Here is a 12,451-nt window from a genome sequence, read left to right on the forward strand (position 1 = left end):
GTAGGTGCTTCAGCGGGTTAGGGCAACTATCCCGGTCCGCCGGACGGCACTGCCCCCGCCCCCGGGGCCGCCTGTCGCGGCCTTAACGCGTCTCATGCTGTAGTGAGCACGCTACGAAGGACCCCGTGGCCGCCCTTCCCCACGGGATCGCCGCATGTTCGAACATCTGCTGGACCAGGTCGGGAGCCGTCACGGCCTCAACCCGGACCAGGCCCGGCGCCTGCTGGCGGCCTGGCTGGACCGTATTTTCGACCCCGCCCGGGGCGGGACGGCGGGCTTCGTCCAGGCCTTCCGGGCCCAGGGGCTGGAGCCGCTGGCGACGTCCTGGATCGCCCCGGGCCCGAATCGGCCGCTGACCGCAGACCAACTGGAGCGGGTGTTCGGCGAGGCCGAGATCGCCGCCCTCGCCCGCGCCCTGGGCCTGCCCGCGGCGGCCGTGGCCAGCGCCTCGGCCGCGATCCTGCCCGAAGCCGTGGACGCCCTGAGCGAGGACGGCCGCTGGCGCGGCGGCCGCACGGGGAGCGGCGAATCGAAAGGGTCCGGCCCTCACGAGTCCGGGCCGCACGCGCCGCCCATCGACGACATGCCGCGCACCGAGTCGCCCGCGCTCGAATCGATCGGACCGCAGCCGATCCGCGACACCGCACCGGGAGCGCTGCCTTCCGAGCCCGCGCCGCTGTATCGCGCCAACGACGGACCGCCGCTGCCGTCGGCGAAATCGTTCGCTCGCCGCGCGCTGCCGTGGCTGCTGATCGCCTCGCTGCTGATCGCGTTGGCGCTGCTGTTGCGCGTTTAACGCGAAGCCAACGCGCTTGGACGCGCATTGCGCCGCAATTGCGGCGCGACGCAGTTCACACTATCGACATGGCGTTTACACAGTACCGTCATCGCAAGTTGCGCTGGGCGCGCGCCCGTTCGTGTTTGTGAAGAGCGGCATTTTTCGCAACGAATTCAGCATCGCATTGGATTTGCTGCATCGCAGACGCATCCACGTTACATGCGGCGTTACATATCCGCGCATCGCCGGTGCCTGCTTTAGTAGTAGTGCGCGCCACTTGCGCGCATCGCGACGCTTGAATTAGCTTGCCAGTGACGCGCCTGCAGGGGGTCGCGTCGGGATCGAACCGGCATGGATGCTGAGTCGCACGCCAGCGCGCGCGACGTCGGCGGAGATCGCCGGTTCCACACACAGGGGGCCTCTGCATGCGACTGGAGTCATCCAGCCTTCCCGCATCTCACCGCGACGGCGCGCGCAGCGCGTGCGTGGTTCATTGCCCCGATTTGCAAGGCGCCCAGGCCGCGCATCGCGATGCGTTCGCGCGCGTCGCAGCCACAGCGACGCCGCTACGCGAAGCTGCGTTCCTTCGTTCTTGTTCCCCCATTACCGCGACTGCGCGATGCCCCGGACGGGCGCCTGCGCGCAGCCTGCGCACCGAAGTCCCGCGGCGAGGAAAGATGCCATAGCCGCGGACCAGCGCCCGACGCTATCAGGGGATGCGTCGGGGATCATGAGCTACGAAATCAAGGATGTTTGTCATGACTCGCAAAGCACGTTCTATGAAATGGACCGCACTGGCCATCGCCACCGCGATCGTGGTCGCACCGGCGGCCTATTCCGGCGGCAAGCTGCCGACGGCCAACAAGACCAAGGTCTCGACCTTGTCCCCGCAGGCGGCGAAGGCGGCTAAGGAACAGCCGGCCCAATACGACCGCTACATCATCACCTTCAAGGGCACCAGCAACGCCAAGGGCGTCGCCGCGGCCAAGGTCGGCACCCAACTCGCCAGCGCGTCGAAGGCGCTGGGCCTGGGCATCGCGCCGATGCGCACGCTGGCCACCGGCGCCGCGCTGATCCGCACCGAGCGCAAGCTCGACAGCGTGGCCAGCAAGCAGCTGATGATCGAGCTGATGAAGGACCCCAACGTGCTCGCGGTCGAACCCGATCGCCTGCGCAAGCCGCTGCTGGTCCCGAACGATCCGGGCTACGCGCAGCAGTGGCATTACAAGAACGGCCCCGGCGGCATCAACGCAGAGCCGGCTTGGGACCTGAGCACCGGCGATGGCGTCGTGGTCGCGGTGCTCGACACCGGCATCACCCCGCACGCCGACCTGATCGGCAACCTGGTCGCCGGTTACGACTTCATCATCGATCCGGACGTCAGCGTCGACGGCGACGGCCGCGATGCCGACCCGAACGATCCGGGCGATTGGCACGACGGCGAATGCAACATCTTCGGCATTCCCGAGGACAGCAGCTGGCACGGCACCCACGTCAGCGGCACCATCGCCGCCTCGACCAACAACGGCGTCGGGGTGGCCGGCGTCGCGTTCGGCGCCAAGGTCCAGCCGGTGCGCGTGTTGGGCAAGTGCGGCGGTTACGAGTCCGACATCATCGACGCGGTGACCTGGGCGTCCGGCGGCACCGTCACCGGCGTGCCGGCCAACGCCACCCCGGCCGAAGTCATCAACCTCAGCCTCGGCGGCGGCGGTGCATGCTCGGTCGCCGAGCAGGCCGCCTACACCGCGGCGGCCGGTCGCGGCACCACGGTCGTGGTGGCGGCGGGCAATTCCTCGGCCGATGCGGCCGGCTACTCGCCGGCGAGCTGTAACGACGTGATCACCGTGTCCGCGGTCGGTCCGACCGGCACGCTGGCCGGCTACTCGAACTTCGGTGCGGTGGTCGACGTGGCCGCACCCGGAGGTTCGGGCGCCAACCCGGCGGCCGACAACATTCTGTCGACCTTGAACCTGGGCCTGCAGGGCCAGGAAGGCGACGGCTACGCCTGGATGGCGGGCACCTCGATGGCGGCTCCGCACGTCGCCGGCGTGGTCGCGCTGATGCAGGCCGCGGCGCCGACGCCGAAGACCCCGGCGCAGATCAAGAAGATCCTCGAGAACACCGCCTACGCGTCCGGCGGCTTCCCGAGCGGCTGCAACTACGACAAGCCCTGCGGCACCGGCATCGTCGACGCCCGCTACGCGGTGGCCGTGGCTTCCGGCGCCGAAGCGCTGCCGGCCGATCCGCCGCCGCCGCCGGCGCCGGAACCGGCGACCCCGCTGTCCAACGGCGTCACCGTCACCGGCATCGAAGTGCTGGCCGGCGGCAACGTGCGTTACCAGCTGCTGGTGCCCAACGGCGCGTCCAACCTGTTGTTCGCCATGTACGGCGGCACCGGCGACGCGGACATCTACGTCAAGCGCGGCACCCCGCCGACCAACACCTCCTACGACTGCCGTCCGTTCAGTTCCGGCAATAACGAGAACTGCTTCTTCCCGGCACCGCAGGGCGGCATCTGGTACGTGACGATCAAGGGCTTCAGCAACTCCGCCGGCGTGTCGCTGTACCCCAGCTTCACCGACGCCAACTGGCCGCGCGCGGTCGAGGCCGAGGCGACCCCGCTCACCAACCACCGCACCCGCGTGGATCTGACCTGGCAGGCGGGCAAGCGCAACATCGACGTCTACCGTAACGGCGCGATCCTCAAGACCGTGCGCAACAACGGCGCCACCACCGATACCTTCCGGATCATCGGCACCGGCACCATGAGCTACAAGCTGTGCAACAACGGTACGCAGGAATGCGCCGACCCGGTGGAGATCGAGTACGCCTCCTCCAAGCGCTGATCGCGGCATGCAACACGGAGGGCCCGGCACGCCGGGCCCTCCGCTACCGGGCCGCGACCCGCCGCGCATGCGCGGGGCCGCCGACCCGTCGTTCCCCTGCTACCGTTCTGGAGTCTGCATGCATCCCCACACCCCATTCCCGCGTCGGCATCGCGCCGGCGCCGTATTGCTGACGCTGGCCTGCGTGGCCGGCCTGGCCGCCTGCAACCGCGGCCCCGCCGGCAGCGAGGCGCAGACGGCCAAGACCGCCGAGGCCGCGCCGGTGCCGCGTTACGACGCCAAGCTCAGCCTGGTCAACAACAACGGCAACCTGCGCTACGACGGCAACGTCGACAGCGAGGCCGCCAAGCAGGCGGTGATCGCCGCGCTCGCCCACGCCTACGGCGCCGAACGGGTATCCGGCGACCTCGCCGTCGATCCCTACGCGCGCCCGGCCACCTGGGCCGCCAACCTGCCCAAGTTCGCCACCGCCTTCCAGCAGCCCGGCGCCGCGGTCAGTTTTCAGGGTCAGCGCATCGAGCTCAGCGGCCAGGTCGCCGAGGCCGATCGCGCCGCCCTTCTGGAACAGGCGCGCACGCTCTACCCCGGCTACGCCTACACCGGCCTGTTCGAGGGCGTGGGCGCGGGGCCGGCCAACGCCGCCCTCGCCGCGCTGGACAAGCAGGCCAGCGCCGCCGAGGTGGTCCGGGCCCTGAACCAGACCCCGATCGCGTTCGAAGGCGACAGCGCGCGCATCGCCGCCGCCAGCCTGGACGCCCTGGGCGATGCCGCCAAGGCCATCCAGGCCGCGCCCGCGCAGACCCGCGTGGAGATCTACGGCCCGCCCGGCGGCGGCGCCAGCGAGGAGGAGCAGGCGCTGTCCAAGGCGCGCGCGGAAGCGGTCAAGGTGCTGCTGGTCGTGAACGGCGTCAGCCCGGGCGCGATCGAGACCAAGGCCGCGGGGCCCGATAGCGGGCGCGGCATCAGTTTCAAGCTGGTCAAATGACACAGCGGCCGGCAGCGCGGCGGCCGCCCCCGATTACGTAACCGGCCTCTCTCCAGGCCCTCGCCGGCGAGCTGTTTGCGCCGGCGTTTTTTTGGGCGGGGGACGGGAAAAGCAAATCCCCCTCAATCCCCCTTTTTCAAAGGGGGAAGACAAGCTAGCCCTCAAGAATCGGAGCAGCTTCCCTCTACTGAAGTAATCCAGCCGTTCCCCCCTTTGAAAAAGGGGGGCTAGGGGGATTTGCCCTTCCCCAATGCTCGATCCAGTACACCCGATCCCGCAGCCGCCCTCCGCCGCTCTTCGCCGCAAACGAAACCACCGTCGCGATCAGGCCTGCGACAGGTCCTCTTCGCGGCCCTTCCGTTCCGCGGATTTGCCCCCATCTTCCGCACTCGATACGCTCTTCTGTTCGCCGTCGCCTCGGGCGCCGGCGCCCTCCCCCATTGCAGGCAAACGATGGCGCTGGATTTCATCCGCATCCGCGGCGCGCGGACGCACAACCTCAAGAACATCGACCTCGACCTTCCGCGCGACAAGCTGATCGTGATCACCGGCCTGTCCGGCTCCGGCAAGTCGTCGCTGGCGTTCGACACGATCTACGCCGAAGGCCAACGCCGTTACGTCGAGTCGCTGTCGGCGTATGCCAGGCAGTTCCTCAGCGTGATGGAGAAGCCCGATGTCGATCACATCGAAGGCCTGTCGCCGGCGATCTCGATCGAGCAGAAGTCGACGTCGCACAACCCGCGTTCGACGGTAGGCACGATCACCGAGATCTACGACTACCTGCGCCTGCTGTACGCGCGCGTGGGCTCGCCGCGCTGCCCGGACCACCACTATCCGCTGGAAGCGCAGACGGTCAGCCAGATGGTCGACCAGGTGATCGCGCTGGACCCGGAGCAGCGCTACATGCTGCTGGCGCCGGTGGTGCGCGAGCGCAAGGGCGAGCACGCGCAGATCTTCGAGCAGCTGCGCGCGCAGGGCTATGTGCGCGTGCGCGTGGACGGCGCGCTGTACGAGATCGACGCGGTGCCGCCGCTGGCGCTGCGCGTGAAGCACACCATCGAGGCGGTGATCGACCGCTTCAAGCCGCGCGAGGACATCAAGCAGCGCCTGGCCGAATCCTTCGAGACCGCGCTCAAGCTCGGCGACGGCATGGCCCAGGTGATGTCGCTGGACAAGGCCGACGCCGCGCCGCTGCTGTTCTCGTCCAAGTACAGCTGCCCGGTCTGCGACTACTCGCTGCCGGAGCTGGAACCGCGCCTGTTCTCGTTCAACTCGCCGGTCGGCGCCTGCCCGACCTGCGACGGCCTGGGCGTGGCCCAGTTCTTCGATCCCTCGCGCGTGGTCGTGCATCCGGAGCTGTCGCTGTCGGCCGGTGCGGTGCGTGGTTGGGACCGCCGCAACGCCTACTACTTCCAGCTGATCCAATCGCTGGCCAAGCACTACAAGTTCGACGTCGACGCGCCCTGGCAATCGCTGTCCGAGAAGGCCCGCAACGCCGTGCTCTACGGCAGCGGCGACGAGCAGATCAACTTCAGCTACATCACCGAGAACGGCGGCCGCAGCCAGCGCAAGCATCGCTTCGAGGGCATCGTGCCCAACCTGGAGCGCCGCTACCGCGAGACCGAATCGGCCGCGGTGCGCGAGGAGTTGGCCAAGTACATCAGCGAACGCGCCTGCACCGAATGCGGCGGCGCGCGTCTGAACCGCGCCGCGCGCAACGTGTTCGTGGCCGAGCGCCCGCTGCCGGAACTGGTGGTGCTGCCCGTGGACGAGGCGCTGAGCTTCTTCAAGTCGCTCAACCTGCCGGGCTGGCGCGGCGAGATCGCGGTCAAGATCGTCAAGGAAATCGCCGACCGCCTGCGCTTCCTGGTCGATGTCGGCCTCGATTACCTGACCCTGGAGCGCAAGGCCGACTCGCTGTCCGGCGGCGAAGCCCAGCGCATCCGCCTGGCCAGCCAGATCGGCGCCGGCCTGGTCGGCGTGATGTACGTGCTGGACGAGCCTTCGATCGGCCTGCACCAGCGCGATAACGAACGCCTGCTGGGCACCCTGACCCGCCTGCGCGACCTCGGCAACACGGTGATCGTGGTCGAGCACGACGAGGACGCGATCCGCCTGGCCGACTACATCGTCGACATCGGCCCCGGCGCCGGCGTGCACGGCGGCGAGATCGTCGCCCAGGGCCTGTTCCCCGACATCCTCAAGGCGCCGCGCTCGCTGACCGGCCAGTACCTCAGCGGCAAGCGCCGGATCGAGATCCCCAAGACCCGCCACAAGCCCAATCCCAAGACCAGCCTGCATTTGCGCGGCGCCAGCGGCAACAACCTCAAGGACGTCGATCTGACCATCCCGTCGGGCTTGTTCACCGCCGTCACCGGCGTGTCCGGCTCGGGCAAGTCGACCCTGATCAACGACACCCTGTTCGCGATCGCGGCCAACGAGCTCAACGGCGCCTCGCACACGCCGGCGCCGTACAAATCGGTCGAGAACATCGAGCTGTTCGACAAGGTCGTGGACATCGACCAGTCGCCGATCGGACGCACGCCGCGTTCCAACCCGGCCACCTACACCGGCCTGTTCACGCCGCTGCGCGAGTTGTTCGCGCAGGTGCCCGAAGCGCGTTCGCGCGGCTACTCGCCGGGCCGCTTCAGCTTCAACGTGCGCGGCGGCCGCTGCGAGGCCTGCCAGGGCGACGGCCTGATCAAGGTCGAGATGCACTTCCTGCCCGACGTGTACGTGCCCTGCGACGTGTGCGGCGGCAAGCGCTACAACCGCGAGACCCTGGAGATCCTCTACAAGGGCTACAACATCAACGACGTGCTGGAAATGACGGTCGAAGATGCGCTGGGTCTGTTCGAGGCGATCCCGGCGATCTCGCGCAAGCTGGAAACGCTGATGGACGTGGGCCTGAGCTACATCAAGCTGGGCCAAAGCGCGACCACCCTGTCCGGCGGCGAGGCGCAGCGCGTCAAGCTGTCCAAGGAACTCTCGCGCCGCGACACCGGGCGCACGCTGTACATCCTCGACGAGCCGACCACCGGCCTACACTTCCACGACATCGAGCACCTGCTGGCGGTGTTGCACCGCCTGCGCGACGACGGCAACACCGTGGTGGTGATCGAGCACAACCTGGACGTGATCAAGACCGCCGACTGGGTCATCGACCTGGGCCCGGAGGGCGGCCATCGCGGCGGCAGCATCCTCGCCACCGGCACCCCCGAGCAGATCGCCGCGCTGCCGCATTCGCACACCGGCCACTTCCTGGCGCCGCTGCTGGGCCTGGCGCCGGCCACACGCACCATGCCCAAGCCCGCACGCAAGACGGCGGCCGCCGCCAAGCCCGCCGCGGCCAAGGGCAAGAAGAAGTCCGCCGCATGACCGAAACCACCGACACCGCCGCGCCCGTGCTGTTCCGCATGCCGATCGAGCTGCGCTGGCGCGATCTGGACGCGTTCAATCACGTCAACAACTCCAACTTCCTGACCTACCTCGAGGAAACCCGCATCCGCTGGTTCGCGAGCTGGGACGGCGAATGGGTCAGCGAGACCAACGCGCCGCTGCTGGCGGCGGTGCAGTTGAACTACCGGCTGCCCATTCCCTATCCGTCGGCGGTCGCGGTGGAGCTGTACACGCAGCGCGTGGGCAGCACCAGCCTGACCATCGGCCACCGCATCGTGGCCGAGGATGGCAGCGCGCTGTACTGCGACGGCCATGTGGTGGTGGTCTGGATCGACCGCGCCAGCGGCCGTCCGGTGCCGCTGCCGGCGGCGGTGTTGGAAGCGATCGAGCGCTGAGGCGCTCGCAGGCAGCGCACGGCGAACCCCTGGTCATCCGTCCTGCCAGCGGGCATAGCCCGTTGGCGTTCGGTCGTGCACGAAGTGGCGGTTCGACAACGCGCGTCCGCATCCGTTGTCGACGGGAAGATAGACGAGCGCGTTGTCATCGTGGGCGGTGGCGATCAGCGCACCGGCGTTGCTTTAAGGCTTGCGCGCTTCCAGCTCGCCGCGCAGCACCCCGCCGCCCTTGAGCGCGAACTCCACCACCACCTTGCTGCCCGGCTTCAGCGGCGCATGCGGCTGCATCAACATCAGATGCATGCCGCCGGGTTTGAGGGTGGCGTTGCCGTCGGGCGCGATCCGCAGTTCCGGCAGCGCGCGCATGCGGCTGATGCCGTCGACGATGCGGGTTTCGTGCAGCGAGGAGTCGCCGAAGGCCGGGCTGCTGACACCGACGATGGTGATCGGGGTCGGACAGCGGTTCTCGATGCGGCCGAAGCCGGCCATCATCGGCATCTGCGCGGGCGGCAGGCGTACCCAGCCGTCGACGATGCGCGCGGTGCAGCCACGCGCCTGCGCCGACGGCGCGACGCACAGGGCGCACAGCAGCGCCAGAACGTGAAAGGCGGTGCGAGAACGGGGCGGCTTCATCGGCCTATGATAGCGCCTGAGCTTTCCGTCCCGAATCGCCGCGCAGGAGCGCCCATGAGCCTAGTCACCGCCACCACCCACGGCGAAATCGTCGAGTTGCAGCTGGCGCGCGCGCCGGTCAATGCGCTCAACCCCAGCCTCTGCCAGGACCTGCGCGCCGCGCTGGGCCAGGCGATCGCGGACGGCGCCCAGGGCATCGTGCTGTCCGGCGGCCCCAAGGTGTTCTCGGCCGGTCTGGACGTGCCGCATCTGTTGTCGCTAGGTGCGGACCGCGACGCGCTGATGGCCGCCTGGCAGGCCTTCTTCGACACCGCGCTGGCGCTGGCCGCCAGCCCGGTGCCAGTGGTGGCCGCGCTGGCCGGCCACGCCCCCGCCGGCGGCTGCGTGCTGGCGCTGTGCTGCGACTACCGCGTCATGGCCTCGGGCCCGTTCCGGATCGGCCTCAACGAAACCCAGGTCGGCCTGGTCGCGCCGGAAGGCATCCAGCGCCTGATGCGGCGCGTGGTCGGCAACTATCGCGCCGAACGCCTGCTGGTCGCCGGCGAAATGCTGGACGCCGAACAGGCGCTGCAAGCGGGTCTGGTCGATGAGCTGACCGACATCGACAACGTCGCTACCCGCGCCCGGGTCTGGCTGGAGCACCTGCTGGCGCTGCCGCGTGCGGCGATGCTGCAGACGCGCTTGATCGCGCGCGCCGATCTGATCGAGGCGCTGCAACCGGAGTACATCCGTCTGCAGCACTTCATCGAGGCTTGGCATCAGCCTTCGACGCAGGGGGCGTTGCAGGCTTTGGTGGCGAGGTTGGGCAAATGATGATCGGGCGCGCCGTTGTGGTTGTGGCTTTGGCCGCATCGCCTGTAGCGATCGGCGATGCGGTGGCTCAGGAAAAGGCCAAGACGATCCGCTCGACGAGCTCGATCCTGTCAGCCGAATCCTGGGGCTGGGACGGCACCGATCAATGCAGTACTTCGCCCCAACGTATCCGCTTCTCCGAAGACGGAAAGCGGATGCACCTGTCGCAGTACGCGGAGGGCGAGAACGGCAAGCCAGGCAAGCGCATAGAGACGAGCTATACAGTCGGGGGGCAATCCGGAGACAGCCTGGCGATGGTCATGGACAACGAGACCCGCACCGACGATGCCGGCCGCAAGATCAGCTGGAACCTGATCCTGCTGGATGAGGAAAGCTACTGCTGGCAACGCAGCGACTGGGAGTCCACGGAATGCACGAAGCTGGTGCGTCGTTGCGAGGTCGAGAGCAAGCCCTGACGCAGGCGCGACACCACGCAAACGTAGGGTGCGGTGATAACCGCACCGGCGCGTGGGTCCGGATGGTGCGATGGTGCGGTTCGCGTTCGCTCACCACACCCTACGGTCGTGGTGAGTTTGTCGGATCGTCTGCGTAGGCACCGCAAAGCAAATCCCCCTCAATCCGTCCGGCCAGCGGGCACAGCCCGCCGGCGTTCAGTCGCGCACGAACCTGCGGTTCGTAAACGCACGCCTTCACCCTTTTTCAAAGAGGGAAGACAAGCAGGGGCGAAGCAGGGGCTGGGGCTGAGGCTGGGTTTTAGGCTTCGCCGGTCGCGATCGGGCGCGAGGGATCGTCGATCCAGCCGCTCCACGAGCCGGTGAACAAGCCCGCGCCCGGCAGGCCGGCATGTTCCATCGCCAGCAGGTGATGGCAGGCGGTGACGCCGGAGCCGCACATCACCACGGTCTGTTGCGGCGCGTGCTCGCCCATCACCGCGGCGAAACCCTGCGCGAGTTCGCCGGCCGGCTTGAAACCGCCGTCCTGCAGGTTCTGCGCATACGGACGGTTGCGCGCGCCGGGCACGTGGCCGGCGACGCGGTCCAGCGGTTCGACGTCGCCGCGGAAGCGTTCGGCCGCGCGCGCGTCTATCAGCAAGCCGCCGGCGTCGAGATGCGCGCGCACGGCATCGGCGTCCAGCAGGCGGTGCTGGTCGAAATTGCCCGGATAGCGGCTCGGCTGCGGCGTCGGCACCACGGCGTCGGTCGGCAGACCGAGCGCGGTCCAGCGCTGCCAGCCGCCGTCGAGCACGGCCACGCGGCGATGGCCTAGCAGGCGCAGCAGCGCCCACAGGCGCGCCGCGGCCAGTGCGCCGTCGCCGTGGTCGTAGGCCACGACCTGGTCGTCGGGCGACACGCCCCACCGCTCCAGCGTGGCCGTGAAATCGGCAGCGTCGGGCCAGGGGTGGCGGCCGGCGTTGCGCTTGCGGTGATCGGACAGGTCGCGGTCCAGATGCGCGTAACGCGCGCCCGGGATATGCGCCTGCGCATACGCCGCGGGGCCGGCCTCGGGATCGCCCAGGCCGGAGCGGGCGTCGATCACGATCAGATCCTCGCGGCCCAGTTGCGCGGCCAGGTCCTGCGCGGACACCAAGGTGGTCCAGTCGGTCATGCGATCGCCTCCAGGCGTTGCCGCAGGTTCAACAGCATCGAGGCGGTCGCGCCCCAGATGCGCTGGTCCGGATAGCGGAACTCCAGCACCTGGCGCGCGCGGCCGCGGTAATCGAGCGTGTGCGTGGTCAGGTTGGCCGGATCCATCAGATAGGCCAGCGACACTTCGAACACATCCGCGACTTCGTTCGGGTCCGGCCGCGCCACGTAGTCGCGGTCTATCGTCGCCACCACCGGCAGCACGCGGAAGCCGGTGATGGTGGCGAGCGGATCGAGATAACCCAGCGGCGCGATCTGCGCCGGCGCCAGGCCGATCTCCTCGCCGGTTTCGCGGATCGCCGCGGCCACCGCGTCGGCGTCGGCGGTTTCGATGCGACCGCCGGGAAAGCTGACCTGGCCGCCATGCTGGCGCAGCGCATCGGTGCGGCGCGTGAGCAGCACGCGGGTGCCGTCCGCGCGCGGGACCAGGCCCACCAGCACCGCGGCGCGCGCGGGTTCGGCCTCGGGTAGCAGGCCGTGCAGTTCGTCCAGGTTCCAGGCGTCGCCGGCGGGCTCGCGGGCAAGGGGGTACAGCGCCTCGCGCAGCCGCGGATAGTCGATCGGATGATCGGGCGGCGACGCGCTCACCGGCGTCGCGACTCGCGGTCGGGCAGCACGTGTTCCATCAGTCGCAGACGCTCGTCGTCGTTCATCTGCGACCAACGCGCGATTTCGGCCGTGGTGCGGTGACAGCCTTCGCACAGGCCCTGCTCATCCAGCGTGCAAACGCCGATGCAAGGGCTCAGTACCGCACGAAATTGGAAGCTCATTCGCCACACCACCAAGCCGCGCATCCTCGCGCGACCGTCAGGGCGGCCGCAGGGGCCGCATCGCACCGGCCGTGGCCGGGTTCAACGCCCCGCCGGCGGAGCCGACGGGTGATTCGCAAACTACTCCGGCCAGGCCGGTGGACTGCTCAAAAAAGTTGCGCCGGCAGGGCCGGCGCAACCTGACAACTC

9 protein-coding genes and 1 pseudogene are annotated in these 12,451 nt (G+C 68.9%); 7 read left to right on the plus strand and 3 right to left on the minus strand.

The window, feature by feature from the left end; genetic code table 11:
• The first annotated feature begins 154 nt into the window (after window positions 1-154).
• The 5 genes from ASE43_RS04785 to ASE43_RS04805 all read left to right on the plus strand — a co-directional run bounded on the left by ASE43_RS04785 (window position 155) and on the right by ASE43_RS04805 (window position 8,403).
• Window positions 155-796 (plus strand): YidB family protein, encoded by a 642-nt coding sequence (locus ASE43_RS04785; protein ID WP_057159615.1) that lies wholly within the window; start codon window positions 155-157, stop codon window positions 794-796.
• A 761-nt stretch (window positions 797-1,557) separates the two neighbouring features.
• Window positions 1,558-3,624 carry a S8 family peptidase gene (locus ASE43_RS04790; RefSeq protein ID WP_057159616.1) on the plus strand — a complete coding sequence of 689 codons (2,067 nt, stop codon included), beginning with the start codon at window positions 1,558-1,560 and terminating at the stop codon, window positions 3,622-3,624.
• Between the two features lie 118 nt (window positions 3,625-3,742).
• Window positions 3,743-4,609, plus strand: coding sequence for an OmpA family protein (locus ASE43_RS04795; RefSeq protein ID WP_157499662.1), 867 nt, complete (start codon window positions 3,743-3,745; stop codon window positions 4,607-4,609).
• Window positions 4,610-5,062: 453 nt separating this feature from the next.
• Complete coding sequence (gene uvrA / locus ASE43_RS04800) at window positions 5,063-7,987, plus strand: excinuclease ABC subunit UvrA (protein WP_056175950.1); 2,925 nt, start codon at window positions 5,063-5,065, stop codon at window positions 7,985-7,987.
• Entirely contained in the window at window positions 7,984-8,403 is a 420-nt protein-coding gene (locus tag ASE43_RS04805) for a thioesterase family protein (RefSeq protein WP_056175956.1), read from the plus strand. The genes uvrA and ASE43_RS04805 overlap by 4 nt, the downstream gene beginning before the upstream one ends.
• 183 nt (window positions 8,404-8,586) lie before the next feature.
• On the opposite strand, the gene ASE43_RS04810 is transcribed toward ASE43_RS04805, so the two are convergent.
• Entirely contained in the window at window positions 8,587-9,036 is a 450-nt protein-coding gene (locus tag ASE43_RS04810; protein WP_057159617.1) for a copper chaperone PCu(A)C, read from the minus strand.
• 54 nt (window positions 9,037-9,090) lie between these two features.
• On the opposite strand from ASE43_RS04810, the gene ASE43_RS04815 reads away from it, so the two are divergent.
• Window positions 9,091-9,849, plus strand: a complete 759-nt coding sequence (locus ASE43_RS04815) for an enoyl-CoA hydratase/isomerase family protein (protein WP_057159618.1) — start codon at window positions 9,091-9,093, stop codon at window positions 9,847-9,849.
• Window positions 9,846-10,304: a hypothetical protein gene (locus ASE43_RS21670; RefSeq protein ID WP_056175966.1), complete on the plus strand. Its 459-nt coding sequence runs from the start codon at window positions 9,846-9,848 to the stop codon at window positions 10,302-10,304. The genes ASE43_RS04815 and ASE43_RS21670 overlap by 4 nt, the downstream gene beginning before the upstream one ends.
• A 298-nt stretch (window positions 10,305-10,602) precedes the next feature.
• Here ASE43_RS21670 and ASE43_RS04820 read toward each other — a convergent pair whose 3' ends face one another.
• Together ASE43_RS04820 and ASE43_RS04825 are read right to left on the minus strand one after the other, a co-directional pair.
• The gene (locus tag ASE43_RS04820) at window positions 10,603-11,454 is read right to left on the minus strand and encodes a sulfurtransferase (protein ID WP_057159619.1); all 852 of its coding nucleotides are present in this window, start codon (window positions 11,452-11,454) and stop codon (window positions 10,603-10,605) included.
• Window positions 11,451-12,286: pseudogene (locus ASE43_RS04825) on the minus strand (DUF1289 domain-containing protein). The gene ASE43_RS04820 and the pseudogene ASE43_RS04825 overlap by 4 nt, the downstream one beginning before the upstream one ends.
• Window positions 12,287-12,451: the final 165 nt, after the last annotated feature.

The organism is Lysobacter sp. Root983 (assembly GCF_001429345.1).
Classification (GTDB): domain Bacteria; phylum Pseudomonadota; class Gammaproteobacteria; order Xanthomonadales; family Xanthomonadaceae; genus Lysobacter.